This window comes from Streptomyces sp. NPDC031210 (assembly GCF_055570395.1).
Window position 1 is genome coordinate 198,759 of sequence record NZ_JBVIHH010000004.1, and the last position, 19,647, is coordinate 218,405.

The 19,647-nt window shown below is 72.3% G+C and carries 16 protein-coding genes and 1 pseudogene; 6 read left to right on the forward strand and 11 right to left on the reverse strand.

The genetic code is table 11. The features are described from left to right. Positions 1-135: 135 nt before the first annotated feature. From ACZ45Z_RS10375 to ACZ45Z_RS10400, 6 genes are all read right to left on the reverse strand, one after another. Entirely contained in the window at positions 136-2,811 is a 2,676-nt protein-coding gene (locus ACZ45Z_RS10375) for a SpoIIE family protein phosphatase (protein ID WP_468359789.1), read from the reverse strand. Between the two features lie 171 nt (positions 2,812-2,982). Beyond that, entirely contained in the window at positions 2,983-3,444 is a 462-nt protein-coding gene (locus ACZ45Z_RS10380; protein ID WP_468359792.1) for an ATP-binding protein, read from the reverse strand. 171 nt (positions 3,445-3,615) lie between these two features. Then, the gene (locus ACZ45Z_RS10385) at positions 3,616-4,059 is read right to left on the reverse strand and encodes a (deoxy)nucleoside triphosphate pyrophosphohydrolase (protein ID WP_468359203.1); all 444 of its coding nucleotides are present in this window, start codon (positions 4,057-4,059) and stop codon (positions 3,616-3,618) included. A 51-nt stretch (positions 4,060-4,110) separates the two neighbouring features. After that, positions 4,111-4,290 carry an SPOR domain-containing protein gene (locus ACZ45Z_RS10390; RefSeq protein WP_468359205.1) on the reverse strand — a complete coding sequence of 60 codons (180 nt, stop codon included), beginning with the start codon at positions 4,288-4,290 and terminating at the stop codon, positions 4,111-4,113. 209 nt (positions 4,291-4,499) lie between these two features. After that, on the reverse strand, positions 4,500-6,308 hold the full coding sequence (locus ACZ45Z_RS10395) for an APC family permease (RefSeq protein WP_468359208.1): 1,809 nt from the start codon (positions 6,306-6,308) through the stop codon (positions 4,500-4,502). Positions 6,309-6,864: 556 nt separating this feature from the next. Then, on the reverse strand, positions 6,865-7,617 hold the full coding sequence (locus tag ACZ45Z_RS10400; RefSeq protein WP_468359211.1) for a GntR family transcriptional regulator: 753 nt from the start codon (positions 7,615-7,617) through the stop codon (positions 6,865-6,867). 612 nt (positions 7,618-8,229) lie between these two features. Here ACZ45Z_RS10400 and ACZ45Z_RS10405 point away from each other — a divergent pair. After that, positions 8,230-8,949: a PIG-L deacetylase family protein gene (locus ACZ45Z_RS10405; RefSeq protein WP_468359796.1), complete on the forward strand. Its 720-nt coding sequence runs from the start codon at positions 8,230-8,232 to the stop codon at positions 8,947-8,949. Positions 8,950-9,188: 239 nt separating this feature from the next. Here the strand turns inward: ACZ45Z_RS10405 and ACZ45Z_RS10410 are convergent, their stop codons facing one another. After that, positions 9,189-10,067, reverse strand: coding sequence for an alpha/beta fold hydrolase (locus ACZ45Z_RS10410; RefSeq protein ID WP_468359214.1), 879 nt, complete (start codon positions 10,065-10,067; stop codon positions 9,189-9,191). Positions 10,068-10,337: 270 nt separating this feature from the next. Here ACZ45Z_RS10410 and ACZ45Z_RS10415 point away from each other — a divergent pair, with 270 nt between their 5' ends. Continuing rightward, the gene (locus ACZ45Z_RS10415; protein ID WP_468359216.1) at positions 10,338-10,787 is read left to right on the forward strand and encodes an SRPBCC family protein; all 450 of its coding nucleotides are present in this window, start codon (positions 10,338-10,340) and stop codon (positions 10,785-10,787) included. Positions 10,788-11,320: 533 nt separating this feature from the next. On the opposite strand, the gene ACZ45Z_RS10420 is transcribed toward ACZ45Z_RS10415, so the two are convergent. Further along, positions 11,321-11,764 (reverse strand): hypothetical protein, encoded by a 444-nt coding sequence (locus tag ACZ45Z_RS10420; protein WP_468359219.1) that lies wholly within the window; start codon positions 11,762-11,764, stop codon positions 11,321-11,323. A gap of 107 nt (positions 11,765-11,871) precedes the next feature. Between ACZ45Z_RS10420 and ACZ45Z_RS10425 the strand changes: the two genes are divergently transcribed. Next, complete coding sequence (locus tag ACZ45Z_RS10425; RefSeq protein WP_468359222.1) at positions 11,872-12,453, forward strand: Uma2 family endonuclease; 582 nt, start codon at positions 11,872-11,874, stop codon at positions 12,451-12,453. A 122-nt stretch (positions 12,454-12,575) separates the two neighbouring features. Here ACZ45Z_RS10425 and ychF read toward each other — a convergent pair whose 3' ends face one another. Then, positions 12,576-13,664, reverse strand: a complete 1,089-nt coding sequence (gene ychF / locus ACZ45Z_RS10430; protein ID WP_468359224.1) for a redox-regulated ATPase YchF — start codon at positions 13,662-13,664, stop codon at positions 12,576-12,578. 661 nt (positions 13,665-14,325) lie between these two features. On the opposite strand from ychF, the pseudogene ACZ45Z_RS10435 reads away from it, so the two are divergent. After that, positions 14,326-14,616: pseudogene (locus tag ACZ45Z_RS10435) on the forward strand (DUF6542 domain-containing protein); the annotation flags it as partial. 61 nt (positions 14,617-14,677) lie between these two features. Here the strand turns inward: ACZ45Z_RS10435 and ppgK are convergent. Beyond that, entirely contained in the window at positions 14,678-15,541 is an 864-nt protein-coding gene (gene ppgK, locus ACZ45Z_RS10440; RefSeq protein ID WP_468359227.1) for a polyphosphate--glucose phosphotransferase, read from the reverse strand. Between the two features lie 146 nt (positions 15,542-15,687). Then, positions 15,688-16,719, reverse strand: coding sequence for a 4-hydroxy-3-methylbut-2-enyl diphosphate reductase (locus ACZ45Z_RS10445; RefSeq protein ID WP_468359230.1), 1,032 nt, complete (start codon positions 16,717-16,719; stop codon positions 15,688-15,690). Positions 16,720-16,801: 82 nt separating this feature from the next. On the opposite strand from ACZ45Z_RS10445, the gene ACZ45Z_RS10450 reads away from it, so the two are divergent. Continuing rightward, complete coding sequence (locus ACZ45Z_RS10450; protein ID WP_468359233.1) at positions 16,802-18,253, forward strand: APC family permease; 1,452 nt, start codon at positions 16,802-16,804, stop codon at positions 18,251-18,253. A gap of 151 nt (positions 18,254-18,404) precedes the next feature. Next, on the forward strand, positions 18,405-19,640 hold the full coding sequence (gene xseA / locus ACZ45Z_RS10455) for an exodeoxyribonuclease VII large subunit (protein WP_468359236.1): 1,236 nt from the start codon (positions 18,405-18,407) through the stop codon (positions 19,638-19,640). The last annotated feature ends 7 nt before the right edge of the window (positions 19,641-19,647 follow it).

A 19,647-nucleotide genomic window follows, 5' to 3' on the forward strand; every position in this document is an offset into this window, starting at 1 on the left:
ACTAGAAGCCCACCCGTTGCTTTGAGGCGAGAAACAGACGCGCGGTGGGGGGGAGGGAACAGCGGCGAGCCTCCTCTCCGGGCCGGGGGGGGCCGCCGCCCCCCCCCCCCCCGCCCCCCCCCCCCCCCCCCACGCTCAGAACAGGCTCAGCAGCGCTTCCGCCGCGTCCGCGGGCTCCGACTCACCGTCGGGGAGCGCGAGTTCGAACCAGACGGTCTTGCCGCGGGGGGTGCGGCGGCTGCCCCACCCGGCGCTGAGCAGACCGACCAGTTGCAGGCCGCGGCCGCCCTCGTCGGTGTCCCGGGCGCGGCGGCGGCGCGGCTGCGCCAGGTCCGCGTCCCACACCTCGCACACCAGGGTGCGGTCCAGCAGCAGCCGGAGCCTGATCTCGCCGTGGCCGTGCCGCAGGGCGTTGGTCACCAGCTCGCTGACCAGCAGCTCGGTGGTGTCGACCAGCTCCTGAAGGCCCCAGTCGGTGAGCTGATCGCGCGCCAGCTCCCGGGCGCGGGCGACCGAGCGGGCGTCCGGCGCCAGATTCCAGTCCCCCACCGCGTCCTTGGGCAGGCCGTGCACCCGGGCCATCAGCAACGCGATGTCGTCCTCGCCGTGCGAGGTGTCCAGGGCACTGAGCACGTGGTCGCAGGCGTCCTCCAGCGGCCGGTCGGCGTCCGACAGGGCCCGGCGGAAGGCCCGCAGCCCCTCGTCCAGCGGATGGTCGCGCGACTCCACCAGGCCGTCGGTGTAGAGGGCGAGCAGCGCGCCGTCCGGCAGGTCGACCTCGATCTCCTCGAACGGCTCACCGCCCACTCCCAGCGGCATCCCGGGCGGCACGTCCAGCAGCAGGGCGTCCTCGCCCTCCTCGACCAGCACCGGCGGCAGATGGCCGGCGTTGGCGAACGTGCAGCGCCGGGTCACCGGGTCGTAGACGGCGTAGACGCAGGTGGCGAGGTAGACCTCGGACAAGTCGGCGGTACGGGCGGAGCGGTGCGGCTCGGGGCCGGCGGCGCCGGCGGCCGACCGGCTGCGCGGCGCCCGCCCGCTCGCCCGGCCGTCGCCGCCCCCGCCCAGGCCGCGTGCGATCTCGTCCAGCGCCGAGAGGACCTCGGCCGGCTCCAGGTCCAGGAGCGCCAGCGTCCGTACGGCGGTGCGCAGTTCGCCCATGGCCACGGCGGCGCGCAGGCCGCGCCCCATGACGTCCCCGACGACCAGCGCGGTGCGGTGCCCGGGCAGCTCGATGACGTCGAACCAGTCGCCGCCGACCTCGGTGGCGGTGGTGCCGGGCAGGTAGCGGCAGGCGATGTCCAGGCCGGCGGCCTCCGGGTCGCCGGGTGGCAGCAGGCTGCGCTGCAGGATCAGCGCGCGTTCGTGTTCGCGCCGGTAGAGGCGGGCGTTGTCGATGCAGACCGCGGCGCGCGCGGCCAGCTCCACCGCCAGCGCCGTGTCGCGCTCGCCGAACGGCTCGCTGCCCTTCGTACGGGAGAACTGCACCAGCCCGACGACGGTGTCCCTGGCGACCATGGGGACGGCGAGGGTGGAGTGCACCACCGCGCCCAGCTCCTGGCGGTCGTCGGCGTCCCGGCCCGGGATGATCTGCGCCTGGGCGGTCCGCAGGGCGCCCGCGCAGGGCGAGTTGAAGGGATAGCGGTGCACGGCGCCGACGGCGACCGGGTCCGGCCCCTCCTCGGGCACGCAGCAGGCGGTCGTGGCGAGCGGGGCGTCGGAGACGGCGCTGGCGAACGCGACCCGGCGCAGCTCCGCGCTGCCGTCGGTCATGCCGGGCGGCGCCTCGTCACCGGCCAGCAGTCCTTGGTAGAGGTCGACGGAGGCCAGGTCGCAGAACTGCGGGACGGCGACGTCCAGGAGGGTGCGGGCGGTGGTCTCCAGGTCGAGGGAGTTGCCTATCCGGGCGCCGGCCTCGTTGAGCAGGGCGAGGTTGCGGCGGGCGTTGGCGGCCTCCCGCTCCGCCCGCCGACGCCCCGTCACATCGGCGGCGAGCGCCGCGACTCCGATGGGGCGGCCGCTGGCGCCGTGCAGGCGGTAGAGCGACACCGACCAGCGGCGGCGGTCGTCCTCGCCGGGCACCGCGCCGACCAACTGCATCTCGGTGACCGGCTCCCCGGTCTCCAGCACCCGGCGCAGCGCGGCGGTCATCCGGTCCGCTTCGTGGCGGGGCAGGAAGTCGTGGGGGGTGCGGCCGCGGTACTTGGCGGCGGGGCCGCCGAAGACGGTGGCGAACCGTTCGTTGACCCGCAGCAGCTTCAGATCCGTGCCGAACAGGGTGAATCCCATGGGAGATTGACCGAAAACGGCCTGCGAGGCGGCGAGGTCGGTCTCGATGCCGCGCAGCGCGCGCACATCCACCACGAGACAGACCGCGGCGCGCTCGCCGCTCTCCGTCTCGGAGGGCATCACATAGATCTCGGCGAGCCCCTCGGCCTCGGCGTCCGCTTCCCGGCGGTAGGGCACCAGGCCGGTCCACTCCCGGCCGTCGAGGATCTCGGAGACCTTGCGGTACCCGCTCTCGCGCAGCTCGCCGGGGATGAACGCCTCGATGGGGTCCTTGCCCACGGCGTACCGGGCGGGGATGCCCAGCATCTGGGCGGCCCGCTCGCTCCACTGCTCGATGCGCCCGTCGGGGCCCAGCGAGAAGGAGGCGACGCGGATGTAGTCGTAGATCGATCCGGGTTGGCTGCTCTGCCAGAGCGGCAGTCCGTGCCCGTCGCGCGCATGCGGACGCTCACCTGGGCCGCCGGGGCCGTCCGCACCGCCCTGACCTTCGGCCTGCGCGGGTCCTGCCCCGCCAGATGACATCTCGCTCACGAGCCCCGTCCCCTCCAGCTCATCGTGCCCGGACCGGACCAGCCGAGTATCCAGCACCTCGGCGATCCGGAACACGGTCTTCACGATCACAGCACAGTCTCGATCGCAGGCCATCGACGGAATGACGATGAAACGGCAACGATCACGACTCCAACCTGTCTCCTAACCAGCCACCGACAGCTCGAACCACACTGTCTTGCCCGTCTTTCCGGCGCGGGTGCCCCAGCGGCGCGCGCTGCCCGCGACGAGCTGCAATCCACGGCCGCTCTCGTCGTCCGGTGCGGCGGCCCGTTCCCGTGGCGGATCGGGCAGCGGATCGGAGACCTCCACGAGCAGTCCACCCCCACTGAGCAGCATCATGCGTACGCCGATCGGGCCGCTGGCGTAGCGCAGCGAGTTGGTGACGAGTTCGCTGACGAGCAGCACGGCCATGTCGGCCATGCCGTTGACCCCCCATTCGGCCAGTACGTCGCGGACCATGCCACGGGCGGTGCGGACCGCGCCGGGTTCGGCCGGAAAGCTCCATTCGGCGGTGGAGGGGCCGGTGGCTGCGCCGGGCGGGCGGGCATCGGCGGAGGGCGGTTCCCAGGCCCCTGCCGCTGCGCTGTCGCTCACGCCGATCACTTCCCAGCCGGAGGGGTCCCCCACGAGACGCCCACATGACAAAGGGGGCTAACCAGGACATACCCGGTATCACGGTCGGCGTATCGCCTACGAGGTCGCGCTGTGGCACCAATGGCGTACCGGGCGCGGCGGATGCGGCGGGCGCCAGGGGGAACCCGCCCGCCGGGCCGGTCAGCGTCCCGGTGCCGTCCCCGCCCGCGGCGCCCGCTCGGCCTCGGCCGTCGCCGCCAGCCGCCGCATCACCTCGGTGACCGCCGGGCGGTCCTGGTCGAGCCAGTCGACCTGCCCCTCCTCGCCGGGCAGCAGCCACCGCAGTTCGTCGTGATCCTGGAGCGGGCGCGGCGAGCCGGACACCAGCCGGACCTGCCATACGCCGAGAACGAAGCCGGGCCGCAGGATCCATTCACCCGGGATGCGATCCAGCACCGCCGCCTCGACGCCCAGCTCCTCGCGGAGTTCGCGCACCAGCGCCTGCTCGGGCGTCTCGTCGTCCTCCACCTTGCCGCCGGGCAGCTCCCAGCGGCCGGCCAGGGCGGGCGGCGCACTCCGCCGGGCGGCCAGCAGCCGACCGCCGTCGCACACCGCTCCCCCGACCACTATGCGCACCGTTGTCATGCCCGGCAGCCTACGTCCCCCGCTCGCGTCCCGCCCCTCGTCCGCCGCCGCTCAGCCGACCGCCCGGCTCACCCGCTCGACCACGTAAAGCTGCTGGTGAGCCCGGGTGACGAGCCGGTCGGCGACCCGCTCCGCCTCTGCCCGGGTCGCGTAACGACCGACGCGATAGCGGTTACCACCTTCATCCTGGCGGATGACGAGCCAGGGCAGCACGGCTCCACTGTCGGTCATCGCGCCCCTCCGTCCGCCGCGCAGCGCGCCGTTACGCGCCCCTCCTGTGCTGATGCCGAAACCGCAATCCGCATATGCCCGAGCGTACGCCCGACCTTCACGCAGCGGATACGGATTTGCACAAAGAGGTACCGAACCGGCCACCCGCGGCCCGGTATGCCGGGTGGGGCCCGCGAGTGGCCGGTGGGTGTGCGGTGGTCCGCGGGGGCTCAGGCGCCGACGGGAGCCTTGTCGTCGTCCGACCGGCGGCCGTCGGAGTCCGGGTCCGCGTCCGGGTCCGCGTCCGTGTCCGACGAGGCCGTCCCCGCTGCGGCCGCCGCGTCCGCCGCGTGCCCGGCCAGGGTCTCGGCCTCGACCGCGACCAGCGACGGGTTGCGCCACGAACTGCGCACGCCCCAGTAGTAGAAGGCCAGGCCGATGACCGCGACCACGAGGAGGTCCCAGCCCTCGGGCAGGTAGCCCCGGCCGCCGAAGTCCTTGCCACCGGCGTACGAGACCGCGGCCATGACCAGCAGGTACGCCACCATCCAGGCGCCGGCCTTGAGGTGCGGCCGCAGTTCGGCCCACGGCTTGCGGCCCCGCGTGAGCGGCTTGCCGATCTCGTACCAGGCCCACACCGGCAGCCCGACCGCCATGATCAGGATGACCTTGCCGGTGAGCGGCCAGCGGCCCCAGTACAGGACGAGCGAGCCGAAGACCATCGCGACGGGGGCGATGAACGGCATCGCGCGCAGTTGGACCGGGCGCTTGAGGTCGGGCGACAGGCGGCGCAGCGACATCACCGCCACCGGGCCGGTGATGTAGGAGATGACCGTCGCGACCGACACGATCTCGGCGAGCGAACCCCAGCCGCGGAACACCGCGAGGAAGAGGAAGGCGATCACGAGGTTGAGCACCAGGGCCGGTCGCGGCACGCCGGTCTTCTTGTCGACGCGGCCGAAGATGCCCGGCAGGTGGCCGTTCTCCTGCACGCCCTGGATCATGCGCGAGGTGGTGGCCGCGTAGATCATGCCGGTGCCGGACGGGGAGACGAAGGCGTCCGCGTACAGCAGCAGCGCCAGCCAGTTCAGGCCCCAGGCCACCGCGAGGTCGGCGAGCGGGGAGTTGTAGCCGAGCGAGGCCCAACCGCCGCCGGCGGTCAGTTCGTCACCGGGGACGGCCATCAAGAACGCCACCTGGAGGGCGACGTAGATGACCAGCGCGATCACGATCGACCAGATGACGGCCTTGGGCAGCGACCTGCCCGGGTTGCGGGCCTCGGCGGCGAGGTTCAGCGGCGACTGGAAGCCGTTGTAGGCCCAGACGATGCCGGAGACGGCGACGGCGGTGAACACCGAGCTCCAGCCGTTGGGCGTGAAACCGCCGTGCTGGACGATGTTGCCGGTGTCGAAGTGCGCCAGCATCAGCGCGCCCGCGGTCAGGATCGGGACGACGACCTTGAAGACGGTGATCGCCGTGTTGGTCTTGGCGAACAGCGAGATCGCGAACCAGTTCAGGAAGAAGTAGAAGATCAGCAGGACGCTGGCCAGGCCGACGCCGGTGCCGGTCAGCTCCTTGCCGTCGTAGAGAGCCCGCGTCCAGCCGAAGTCCCAGGAACTCATGTACTGGACGGAGGCGGTGGCCTCGCCGGGGATGACCGAGACGATCGCGATCCAGTTCGCCCAGGCCGCGAGGTAGCCGGCGAGCGAGCCGTGCGAGTACTGGCCGTAGCGGACCATGCCGCCGGCCTTGGGGAACATCGAGCCCAGCTCGGTGTAGGTCAGCGCGATCGTGAGCGCGACCACCGCGCCGATGACCCAGGCGAGGATCGCGGCCGGTCCGGCGATCGCCGCGGCCCGCTCGGCCCCGAAGAGCCAGCCGGAGCCGATGATGGACCCGAGCCCCGTCGCGGTCAGGGCGATGGTCCCGAGGGACCGACGGTAATTCGAGTGCGAGCCCTGCTCCGCACCCGGGATCTTCGTCGTGCTCACGTGCTTGGTCTCCTGGTCTTCCCCCGTGCCGTGCACAAACTTCGCCATCGTAAGAGCGAATCGGAAGATCGGATTCCCGCATTTGGCGAAAACTCCCTCCTAGCTGAGGGTCTGTGAGGTTCCCAACACCAAGATCCAGCCACCATTTACCGGAAATCCAGACAAAAGCGGCAAGGGCGGCGGGGGATGTGCGGGCACAAGTGGCATTACGGGAGGGGGTGGTGGGGCGGTGTTACGGCGGGGGCGGCGTTACGGCGGGGGGGCGGCGTGGCGGCGGGAGCGGTGCGGCCGCCGGGGCGGTGCGGGGAGGGGGCGAGTCGACGGCGTGACGGCGGCGAGGGGGCGGCGTGCGGCGGGGCGGGCGGTGTGGCCGCCGGGGGCGGTGCGGCGGCGAGGGGCGGCGTGCAGCGGGGGCGGCGTGGCGGCGAGGGCGAGGGGACGGTGTGGCGGCCGGGGCAGTGCGGCGGCGAGGGGCGAGTCGGCGGCGGAGCACGGACCCCCGCCCCCGACAGCCCCGGCCCGCCCGTCCCTCAGCCCGTCCGTCCGTCAGCCCGTCCGTCCGTCAGCCCATCCGCCCGTCAGCCCCCTCCCCCGTCGCCCCTCGCTACTTCACCGGCAGGTGATACGTCACCCGGTGGCGGTCGGCGAGGGTCACCACGTCCGCCGTCTCGACCGGGCGGCCGCCCGCGAAGTACGTACGCGAGATGACCAGGACCGCATGGCCGGGCACCCCGCCCAGGGCATGGGCCTCCTCGGCCAGCGCCGGGCGCGCCCCGACCTCCTCCACGACGTTGTCCACCACGAGGTCGATGGCCGCCATCCGCTCGACCACCCCGCGCCCGGCGAGCGGCCCTTCCTCCGGCAGCATCACGGGCGTCCGCCCCGTGACCTCCAGGGGCTCCCACGACGTGGAGAGCATCGAGGGCTCGCCCTCGGCCCGGAAGACGTAGCGGGTGCGCATCACCTTCGCGCCCGCCGGGACGCGCAATCGGGCCGCGACCGCCGAACTGGCCGCCTCCTGCTCGCTGCTGGACTCCCAGGTGCCCTTCACCCGCTCGTCCGTCTGCTCCTGCCGGAACGGCGTACAGCCGCCGCCGGAGCGGTAACCGGCCCGGGCGATACTGCGCGGGACGGGCCGCTCGCGCACATAGGTGCCCGACCCCGAACGGCCCTCGACGAGCCCCTCGGCCATCAGCACCTTGCGGGCCTCCAGCGCGACGGTGTCCGAGACGCCGTATTCCTCGCGGATGCGCGCCTGGGAGGGAAGGCGGGTGTGCGGCGGCAGCACCCCGTCGACGATCTTCTGGCGCAGGTCGCCGGCGACGCGGAGGTACGCGGGCTGCTCACCGAAAGGCACGTGCCCCTCCCAACAGCTTGACAGTCAGCAACAGCGTGACAACCGCGTGTCGCCAACCGCAACCTCAGGCCAGAAATTCACCCGATGTGATGAAGCGCAGCTCAACGGGTATACAGATGAGCCCTCAAGCCCGACGTCTCCCCGCGACGCGGCTCTCCCACACCATCCCCGGCACGCTCCACCCCCTCCGCACGCCCCCTCCACACCCCGGCACGCTCCACTGCGACTCCACCACACCCGAGCACCCGGCCGCTCCCCCACCGGATTTGGCGAATTTCCGGCGCCCGCCGTCCCCAGATGCCATGATCGAAACGGACGCAAACGTCCTTCGGAACGCCTCATGGGACGTCTCACGAGAGGTCCCACGAGCGGTCTCAAGGAGCATCACCCGCGCGGCCCCCTCCGGAAAACCACAGACCGCTCCGGAAAGATCGGAAACCACGGCGCGCACCACCGTTGCCGGCGGCCCGGCCCCCCGGCGAGACTCCGGCCGCCCGGCCCCGGCCGCACTCAGCAAAGGAAACCCTCACCGTGCCCGAAGAATCCGCCTCGTCGGCCTCGTCGGCCTCGTCGGCTTCGTCCGCCCCGTCGGCCGCTTCCGCCCTCGCGCCCATGCCCGAGGACTGGCAGCGCGCCCTCGCCGTCGTCGCCCACCCCGACGACCTCGAATACGGCGCGGCGGCCGCCATCGCCGAATGGACGGACGCCGGACGGGAGATCACCTACCTCCTGGTCACCCGTGGCGAGGCCGGCATCGACGGACTCGCCCCCGGCGAGTGCGCCGCGATCCGCGAGGCCGAACAGCGGGCCAGCGCCGCGCTCGTCGGCGTCGACGCCGTCGAGTTCCTCGACCACCGCGACGGCGTCATCGAGGCCGGCACGCCGCTGCGCCGCGATCTGGCCGCCGCGATCCGCCGCCACCGCCCCGAGCTCCTGATCACGCTCAACCACCACGACACCTGGGGCGGTGTCCACTGGAACACCCCCGACCACCGGGTGGTCGGCCGCGCCGTCCTGGACGCGGCGGGCGACGCCGGCAACCGCTGGATCTTCCCCGAACTCACCGACGAGCAGGGGCTCGCCCCCTGGAACGGCGTCCGCTGGGTGGCCGTGGCCGGCTCCCCCTACCCCACCCACGCGGCCGAGGTCGGCCCCGGAATCGACCGCGCGGTCGCCTCCCTCGCCGCCCACGAGGCGTACATCAAGGGCCTGGGCGGCCCCGAACAGGACCCGCACGCCTACGCCCGCACCTTCATCGAAAATATGCTCCACACATCCGGCGAACGCCACCTCGGCCGCCCGGCCACCTTGTTCCAAGTGTTCCCACGCTGAGGCGGGGCCGGGGGCTCCGGCTGACCGCCTCAGGCATTCCCACGCCGAGGCGAGGCGTGGCCTCCGGCTGACCACCTCAGGTGTCCCCACACCGACGAGGCCCGGGGGGACCGGGGCGCTCCGGCGAGCCGCCGCTACGGGAGCCCCCGCGCGAACCAACGGCCCGCCGAGGCAGCGCACCCACAAACGACCGACCCCTCACCCCTCCCCGGTCACCCCAGCCACCCCGGTCACCCCGGTCACCCGGCCACCCCGGTCACAAACTCCGCGACCAGGCCGGCGACCTCCTCCGGCCGCTCCACGACCATCGCATGCGTCCCCTCGACGCCCGCGACGGTCACGTTCGGGCACGCCCGCGCCAACTCCCCCAGATCCCGGCGCAATCCCTCCACGTACGCGGCCATCAACCCGTCGAACCACTCTGGCATACCCGGCACCGGCGGGTTCGGCCGCAGTGCGCGGGCGATCAGCAGCGGCCGCGCCAGGCGCCGGTACAGCGCGAACAGATCGAGCCCTGCCATCGCCTCCTGCGCCTGCGCGGCCTGCGCCCGTCCCGGCCGCAGGAACAACTGCCCACCGGGCGCCCGGCCCAGCGACCGCCGCACCCCGGCCTCCATCAGCTCCGCCGGAATCCCCAACTCCGCGCCCATCGCGGCCTGATACCCCAGCACCCCCGCCAACGCCTCCGCGCCGAACGTCCGCCCACCTGCCTCCTCCGCGAACTTCCGCGCCTGAGCGAGCCGTTGACGCACGTACGCGGGCTCCAACCCCACGTACTGCTCGGGCCGCCCCATCCCGTGCCCGTCGAGATTCACCGCCGTCGGCGTCGCGCCGTCACCCTCCAGGCACAGCGCCGCCACCCTCCCGCCCATCGAATGTCCGACCACCACCGCGTCCGGCATCCCGCACGCCGCCAGCACGGCCCGCACGCCCTCGACCGCCAGCTCGAACGTCCACGGCGCCGTCCCGTCACCCGACCGTCCATGCCCCCGCAGATCCATCGCCACCACCCGGTGCCGCGCCGCCAGCAACGGCGCGACCCGCTCCCAGTCGACGAGCGTGCGCCCCGCCCCGTGCAGCAACAGCACGCCCGGCCCCTGCCCACCGTGACCGCGCACGGCCAGCTCCACCCCGTCGCCCGCCCCCTGCACGACGTCACGGCAGCGGTCCCGCGATTCGGGGACAAGGTGGCCGTAGCTGCCCACTGCGGCCCGGGCACACCGCCGCCGCCGGCACCGGGCGAGGCCCGCCTCCCGCCTCCTCGGCACCCGACACGACACCCCCATCTCCCCCCTGCGCCGTCCGCGCCGATCCGCGCGTCCTGCCACGCTGCGCCGACAGGCGGCGCCGGTGAGATCATGGGGATATAAGCCAACAAAGGAGGCGAAATGTCCGCCATCAAGGAGAGCGTCACCATCGCGCGCCGACCTGAGGACATCTACTCCTACGTGACCGACCCAACCCACCTCACGGAGTGGCAGGAGAGTGCCGTATCCGTGCGGCCGCTCGGCGAGCTTCCGCTGAGAGTGGGGTCGCGCGTGGTCGTGACGCGGCGCCTCGGCCGTCGGGAGTTCCCGATGACCATGGAGGTCACCGACATCGACCCGCCGCACGGCTGGCACCTCAGGGGCATCGACGGGCCCGTCAGAAGCGAGGTCCAGGGCACGATCGAGCCGTTCGGCGACGGCGAGCGGTCGCGTGTGACGATCGACCTCGACTTCGAGGGCCACGGCATGGGCAAGCTCCTGGTTCCCCTGGTCGTCCGCCCCAGGGCGCGGAAGGAGATGCCGCTCGACGAACAGAAACTCAAGGAACTGCTGGAGGGCGGCGTGGGGTAGGCCTCGGCATCGATTCCGCTACGGCGCCCCGGGCATGACGAAGGGGCCGAGCCACGACGGCCCGACCCACGACGGCCCGACCCCTCCTCACATGCTGCCGTACGCCGTTCGAGGCTGCCGTGCGTCAGACGTTGAAGCGGAACGTATAGCACCCCTCCCACCTGCGAAAACGTGGTTTTTGGCGGGCTAAGACAGCACAGAATCAGCACGGGAGTATGACCGTTACGCCGGATCGCCATCGTCACTCAACGGCGCCATAGGGGTTTCAGGGAGGGCGGGTTCCATCGAGTCGGGAACGTCAGCGTCCGACGGGCGCTCCGAGTCCTGCCGTTCAACACCCCCGCTGAATCTGCTGACTCAACTCGTCAAGCGACCGCGCCTGCCGCCCCAGCGCTTTCACGGTCTCCCCAAAGTGTTTGGCGACCTGATGCACACTCCACTCCACCGAGTCGGTCTCAAGGGCGCTATCCCTCAGGGCCTCAAGATCCACTGTGTAGGTCAGCGTGCCCACACGACCGAAGGGGCCGTCCACGTCAACCTGGAACTCGTACACCTTGGGGAGTTCCGAGGAGAAGAGTTGATGGCCCGACATCCATGACGAAGGGGACGCGGCGCTTGGGGGGAAGGGTCGCGATGCGCCGACCAACAGCACGGTTGAGGGTCTCGGCCCGCTCGGCACCCAGAGTGGTCTGGAGCGGAGGGCTCACCGAGATGCGCACGTTGCGGGCCAGCGTCTGGCCGATGTTCTCGATCACCAGCACAAGCAATGACGAACCAGGGATGCGGGGCCTGATGTCGACGATGACGTACGGTTCCGCCTGCTCGCGTTGGGCCCTCTCCGTGAGGGCGTTGGCCTCGGCAACCGCCCTCGCCTGACGCCGGTTGTAGACGAGAGACCAGAACGCGGCCGTCGTGGAGAAGACGAGAGCCGCCACGGAAATGACCACCGTGGCGATCTGAACCGATGAGTCGCTCATGACCGGATGCTAGGCAGGTGGCTGGTGCAGCGTGGAAAGTTGCCGAAAATCATCCGGCTGAGATCGTCAGCTCTCCAGCCTGCGCTGCGGGCCGCTACCGTGAAGCCATGACCGCACTGCCCGACTGGATGCGCCCGCCGCGCGCGGAAGGCTGGTTCGCGGAGGACTTGGACCGCCTCCCGGAAGCGCCGCGCCACACCGAGCTGATCGACGGAGCCCTCGTATTCATGATGTCGCCCCAGCGCTGGTGGCACGGAGAGATCGTCACCGACCTCACGTTGGCTCTCAGGGCGCAGGCCCCAGCGGGTTTCCGGGTCGGCCGGGAGATGACCATCCGCCTCGATGCCCGGAACCGCCCGGAACCGGACCTCGTGGTGACCACGGCCCCATACGACCCTGACTGCACCTGGTTCGCTCCCGAAGACGTCCAGCTCGTCGTCGAGGTCGTCTCGCCGGAATCTGCCCACCGCGACCGGACCGTCAAGCTTCGTAAGTACGCCGAGGCCGGCATCCGGCACTACTGGTGTATCGAGGACGAGGACACCGTCCCCGCCGTGCACGTCTACGAGCTCGACGAGCCGACCGGCTCGTACGCGCCGGCGGGGATCTTCCGCCACGCGCTCCAGCGATCCCTGCCGTTCGAGATCAGCCTCGACCTGGACAAGCTGGTACCGGGCCAGTCGGCCTGACATCGCGATTCCAAGTCAGCACCAAGTCAGCACGGGAATACAGAAAGGGTCGGACTCGACGGAGCCCGACCCCTCCTGACTTGCACGTTTGACTAATCAGTTAACGCACAGCATGGACGTCACTACACGTTGAAGCGGAACTCCACCACGTCGCCGTCCTGCATGACGTAGTCCTTGCCCTCCATGCGGGCCTTGCCGGCGGCGCGGGCTTCGGCTACCGAGCCGGTTTCCACGAGGTCGGCGAAGGAGATGACCTCCGCCTTGATGAAACCCTTTTGGAAGTCGGTGTGGATGACGCCGGCGGCCTCGGGGGCGGTGGCGCCCTTCTTGATCGTCCAGGCGCGGGTTTCCTTGGGGCCGGCGGTCAGGTACGTCTGGAGGCCGAGGGTGTTGAAGCCGACGTGGGCGAGGGTGGCGAGGCCGGGCTCCTGCTGGCCGACGGACTGGAGGAGTTCGAGGGCCTCGTCGTCGTCGAGCTCGGCGAGGTCCTGTTCGAGCTTGGCGTTGAGGAAGATGGCCTCGGCCGGGGCGACGAGGGCGCGCTGCTCGTTCTTGAAGTCCTCGTCGACCAGCTCGTCCTCGTCGACGTTGAAGACGTAGAGGAACGGCTTGGTGGTGAGCAGGTGCAGGTCGTGCAGGAGGGCGCCGCGGTCGGTGTCCTTGGTGATGCCCGCGGAGAAGAGGGTGCGGCCCTCCTCCAGGATGGCCTTGACCTCTTCGACGGCCTTGACCTGGACGGCCTTGTCCTTCTGGATCCGGGACTCCTTGACCAGGCGCGGCAGCACCTTCTCGATGGTCTGGAGGTCGGCGAGGATCAGCTCGGTGTTGATGGTCTCGATGTCGTCCTTGGGCGAGACCTTGCCGTCGACGTGGACGACGTTCTCGTCCTTGAAGGCGCGGATGACCTGGCAGATCGCGTCGGACTCGCGGATGTTGGCGAGGAACTTGTTGCCCAGGCCCTCGCCCTCGGAGGCGCCGCGGACGATGCCGGCGATGTCGACGAAGTCGACGGTCGCGGGAAGGATCTTCTGTGAGCCGAAGATCCCGGCGAGGGTGGCCAGACGCGGGTCCGGGACGCCGACGACGCCGACGTTGGGCTCGATGGTGGCGAACGGGTAGTTGGCCGCCAGCACGTCGTTCTTGGTCAGGGCATTGAACATGGTCGACTTGCCGACATTCGGCAGACCGACGATTCCGATCGTGAGCGACACGGTGGCGACTTCCCGGAGCGAGGAGGTGGAGGGCGGTGGACGGCTCCCTGAGGGGCCGATCCACCAGTCTACGGGGCGCCCGGCGGCGGGGGCCCAGCCCGGCCGGGGACGGCGGCCCAGCCCTGCTGGGGACGACCGCCCGGCCCGGCCAGGTACGACCGCCCAGCCCGCCAGGAGCGACCGTCCAGCCCGCCCGGGAGCGACGGCCCAGCCCGGCCATGGACGACTGCCCACCCCACCCGGCCACGCCCGCCCGGCCGCCGCCCCCCTCACCCCCCATCCGCTCCCCCACCTCGGCCAAAGGGCGTGTCTCAGGGCCTCTTGGTCAGGTTCGGCGGCCTACCGTTGGCGGGTGGAGCAACATGAAGCGCGTACGCCGAAGCAGAGCCCGTCGCAGCGTCGTCGTCCGGTCGTGGGCCAGGACGGACGGCACTCCCGCGGCGGGGAAGCGGTGCCCGGGCCCGTGGGAGGTGGGGCGCGGGCCCCGGCGCACGGGCCGGCGCAGGACGGGGCGCGGGCCCCGACCCGGTCCCGGGCGCCGGGGACCGGGTCGGGGCCGGAGAACGGGCAGGGGCCGGCGGAGGGCGTGGAGACGACGACCGTCTACCGGGCCCGGCCGAAGCGGCGCGCGCTGCTGGGCCCGGTCGCCGTCCTGCGGCGGATGCCGGAGCCCAAGCTCACCGGGCTGGGCTGCTGGCTGCTGGCCACCCTGGCGCTGCTGGCTTTCGCGGGCGTGGACCGGCTGCTGTTCGGCGGCGCGCAAACCGCGTACGGCGTGTTCTTTCTGCTGGTGGGCATCGGCGCGGCGGTGTGGGTGCGGCCGTACGACCTGATCACCGCGCCGGTCACGCTGCCCCTCGCCTTCACCCTCGGCGCGGTGCCGCTGCACCGGGGTCCGGCGGGCTTCGGCGGGCTGGTGATGGGCGTCTTCACCGTCCTGGCGCTGAACGCCGGGTGGCTGTACGCGGGCACTCTGGCCTGCGGGCTGTTCGCGCTGGGCCGCCGGGTGATGATCAGCGCCCGGCGCCGGGCGGCGGTGGTGCCGCCGGGGAAGCGCTCCGGGGGACCGGGGAGCCGGGCGGCGGAGGCGGCGCGGCAGTCGGCGGGGAGCCGTCCGTCGCGGGTGGGTCGCCGGCCGCGGCGGCGTGCGCAGCCATCGCCGCCCCCACGATCCCCGCGTTGTTCTGAAGCCGAGCCGGCACGATCTCGGCCCTGATGTCCTCGATCAGCGGCAGGAACTTCTCCGCCTTGCGGCTGATCCCGCCGCCGATGACGAACAGCTCGGGCGAGAACAGCATCTCCACGTGGGCGAGGTAGTCGCGGACCCGGTGCGCCCACTGCGGCCAGGTGAGGTCCTCGTCCTCCTTGGCCTTGGTGGAGGCGCGTTTCTCCGCGTCGTGACCGTGCAGTCGCAGGTGGCCGAGCTCGGTGTTGGGCACCAGGCGGCCGCCGGTGAAGACGGCGCTGCCGATGCCGGTGCCGAAGGTGAGGACGACGACGGTGCCGGTGCGGCCGCGGCCCGCGCCGTAGCGCATTTCGGCCAGGCCGGCCGCGTCCGCGTCATTGAGCAGGGTCACCGGGCTGCCGCCGAGACGACCGCTGAGCAGCGCGCCGGCGTCCGTGCCGATCCAGTGGGCGTCGACGTTGGCGGCCGTGCGGGTCGTGCCGCCGGTGACCACGCCGGGGAAGGTGGCCCCGACCGGGCCCGTCCAGCCGAAGTGGTCCACGACCTCCCGGACGCGGTCCGCGACCGCCTCCGGGGTGGCCGGGTGCGGGGTGAACACCTTGTAGCGCTCGTCCGCGAGAGCGCCGCGCTCCAGATCCACCGGGGCGCCCTTGATGCCCGTACCGCCGATGTCCACGCCGAAGACATTCATGGGGAAAGGCTAGAGGCTGCCCGGCGGATGTTCGCGGGATCGCGGGCATCCGCCGGACGGGGCGCGAGCATCCGCCGGACGGGCCCCGGACGGCGCGCCGGGCCCCGGACGGCACCCGGCGGGCGGGGCGGGTCCCTGCGGCCGGTTCAGCCCTCGACGGCGGAGCGGGCCTCGGCGCGCAGGTCGCGCCGGAGTTCCTTGGGGAGCGAGAAGGCGATGGACTCCTTGGCGGCCGTGATCGTCTCGACGTCTTCGTAGCCGCGCGCGGCGAGCCAGTCCAGGACGCCGTGGACGAGGATTTCCGGGACCGAGGCGCCGGAGGTGACACCGACCGTGCGCACGCCCTCCAGCCAGGACTCGTCGATCTCGTCGGCGTAGTCGACCAGGTGGGCGTCGCGGGCGCCGGCGCCGAGGGCGACCTCTACGAGGCGGACGGAGTTGGAGGAGTTCTTGGAGCCGACGACGATGACGAGGTCGGCCTCGGCGCCCATCTGCTTGACCGCGACCTGGCGGTTCTGGGTGGCGTAGCAGATGTCGTCGCTGGGCGGCGAGAGGAGGTTGGGGTAGCGGCCCTTGAGGGCGTCGACGGTCTCCATCGTCTCGTCCACGGAGAGCGTGGTCTGGGAGAGCCAGACGACCTTGTCGGGGTCGCGGACCTCGACGTTCGCGACGTCCTCGGGGCCGTCGACGATGGTGATGTGCTCGGGGGCCTCGCCGCTGGTGCCGACGACCTCTTCGTGGCCTTCGTGGCCGATGAGGAGGATGTCGTAGTCCTCCTGGGCGAAGCGGACGGCTTCCTTGTGGACCTTGGTGACCAGCGGGCACGTGGCGTCGATGGTGGCGAGCTTGCCGCGCTTGGCCTCGTCGTGGACGACGGGGGCGACGCCGTGCGCGGAGAAGATGACGATGTTGCCCTCGGGCACCTCTTCCGTCTCCTCGACGAAGATCGCGCCCTTCTTCTCCAGGGTCTTCACGACGTACTTGTTGTGCACGATCTCGTGACGTACGTAGACGGGCGCGCCGTACTGCTCAAGGGCCTTCTCGACGGCGATCACCGCCCGGTCCACGCCCGCGCAATAGCCCCGGGGGGCGGCGAGCAGGACCCGGCGGGTGTCACCGCGACGCGAAGCGTCTCCGCTCGGGGTGGTGGCGGGCGGGGTGCTGGGCGTAGCAGTCATGCGTCCCATCGTACGGGCGTACCTCGGCCGCCGAAGATCGGCTCGTGGACCAGACTGATGACGAGCGCACGGAGGAGGCACGATGCCGGGCACGATCGGCGAGACCAGCGGCGGCGGGGCGGGCGGCGGCGGTGTCGCGGCGACCGGTGCGGGCCCCGGGAGCGGCTCGCTGCACCGGACCCTGACGTTCCGGGATCTGCTCGTCTACGGGCTGCTCTTCATCGCCCCCATGGCGCCGGTGGGCATCTTCGGCACGCTGCGGGCCACGTCACACGGCGCGATCACCGCCGTCTACCTCGTCGCGACGGTGGCGATGGCGTTCACCGCCTGCTCATACGCCCAGATGGTGCGGGTCGCCCCCCGGGCCGGGTCGGTCTATACGTACGCGCGGGTGGGGCTGGGTGAGGGCCCGGGGTTCATCGCCGGGTGGATGGCGATGCTGGACTATCTGCTGATCCCGGCGGTCGCGTACCTCTTCTCGGGGATCGCGATGCACGCGCTGGTGCCTTCGGTGCGGGCGTGGGTGTGGACGGCGCTGGCGGTGCTGGTGACGACGCTGCTGAACCTGTGGGGGGTGCGGGCCGCGGCCGTCGCCGGGTTCGCGGTGCTGGCCATGGAGATCGCGGTGCTGGCGGTGTTCGTGGTCGCGGCGGTGGCGGAGCTGATCGCGCACGGCGCGCGGCGCGGCTGGGCCGAGCCGCTGACGGGTGAGGGCGGCTTCTCGGTGAACGCGGTGCTGGCCGCGGTGTCGGTGGCGGTGTTGTCGTATCTGGGCTTCGACGCCGTCGCGGCGTTCGCGGAGGAGGCGCGGGGCGCGCCGGGGGGCGGGAAGCGGCGGGGGCCGCTCGGGTCCGACCGGGTGGCGCGGGCGGTGCTCACGTGTCTGGTGGTGGCCGGGACGCTGTTCGCGGTGCAGACGTATCTGGCGGCGCTGCTCGCGCCGATGAGCGCGGCGGAGCTGGCGGCGCGGCCGGCGGAGCAGGGCGACGCGTTCTACGCCACGGTCGACGCGGCGGTGGGCGGCTGGCTGCACGACCTGGTGGCGGTGAGCAAGGCGGTCGGGGCGGCCTTCGCGGCGCTGGCGGGGCAGGCGGCGGCGGGGCGGCTGCTGTTCGCGATGGCCCGGGACCGGCGGCTGCCGGGGGCGATGGCGAAGGTGGACGCGGGCAGCGGGGTGCCGCGCCGGGCGCTGCTGGGCGCGGCCCTGGTGACCCTGGTGGCGGCGGTCTGGGCGGCCCGGCGGGACGACGGCCTGGACCGGTTGTCGTCGATCGTCAACGTCGGGGCGCTGACGGCCTTCGGGCTGCTGCACGCGTCGGTGATCGGGTGGTTCTGGGTCCGCCGGCGGGGCGGGACGCCGCGGGTGCTCACGCACGCGGTGGTGCCGCTGCTGGGTCTGACGGTGGTGAGCGCGGTGATCGCCGAGGCGTCGGGGACGGCGCGGGCGGTGGGCGGGGTGTGGCTGGTGGCGGGGCTGGCGGTGCTGGCGTGGGAGTACGGGCGGGGCCGGGCGGTGAGGCGGGGGGCGCGCTGAAGCGGCGGGGGCGGTGCGCGGAGGGCGGAGGGCGTGCGTGCGGCACCGTACGCCCCGCGCCCGTCCCGTAACGGCCCGCGCTCGTGCCCGTACGCCCGCGCCCGTCCCCGTACGGCCTCCGCTGTCAGTGGCCGCCGTTACTCTCGCTCGTATGGCTGTCTCCACGTCCCCGCAAACGCCGATCCCGGTCGGCGAGGTCTCCCGGCTCATCGGCGGATGGATCGACCGGCTCGGCGCGGTATGGGTGGAGGGGCAGATCACCCAGCTCTCGCGGCGGCCTGGCGCGGGCGTGGTCTTTTTGACGCTGCGCGACCCGTCGTACGACATCTCGATCAGCGTGACCTGCTACCGCCAGGTGTTCGACAAGGTGGCCGAGGTGGTGAGCGAGGGCGCCCGGGTGGTGGTGCACGCCAAACCGGAGTGGTACGCGCCGCGGGGCCAGTTGTCGCTGCGGGCCGCCGAGATCAAGCCCGTCGGGGTGGGTGAACTCCTCGCGCGTCTGGAGCAGTTGAAGAAGTCGCTGGCGGCGGAGGGGCTGTTCGCCGCGGACCGCAAGAAGCCGCTCCCGTTCCTGCCGCAGCTCATCGGGCTGGTCTGCGGCCGGGCGAGCGCGGCCGAGCGGGACGTCCTGGAGAACGCCCGGCACCGCTGGCCGGCCGTCCGCTTCGAGGTGCGCAATGTGCCGGTGCAGGGGGTGCACGCGGTGCCGCAGGTGATCGAGGCCGTCCGGGAGCTGGACGCGCTGCCCGAGGTGGACGTGATCATCGTGGCGCGGGGCGGCGGCAGTGTGGAGGATCTGCTGCCGTTCTCCGACGAGCAGTTGGTGCGGGTCGTGGGGGCGGCGCGGACGCCCGTGGTCTCGGCGATCGGGCACGAGCCGGACAGCCCGCTGCTGGATCTGGTCGCCGACCTGCGGGCCTCGACGCCGACCGACGCGGCGAAGAAGGTCGTGCCGGACGTCGGTGAGGAGCTGGTCCGCGTCGAGCAGCTCCGCCAGCGGGCCCGGCGCGCGGTCGGTGGGTTCCTGGAGCGCGAGGAGCGGGGGCTGGCCGCGGCCCTGCACCGCCCGTCGATGCAGCGGCCGCAGCGCATGATCGAGGAGCGCGAGCAGCAGGTGACGGCGGTGCTGGAGCGCGGCCGGCGGACGCTGGGGCACCTGCTGGACCGGGCCGACTCCGAGTTGTCGCACACCCTCGCCCGGGTGGTCGCACTTTCCCCCAAGGCGACCCTGGAGCGTGGTTACGCCGTGCTCCAGAAGCCGGACGGGGCGGCGGTGCGGTCGCCGGAAGAGGTCGGGGCGGACGAGGAGTTGCGGGCCAGGGTGGCCGAGGGCGAGTTCCGGGTGCGGGTGGACGGCGTCCCGGGCGCTGTCACACCCCGCGCATAGGGTGGGA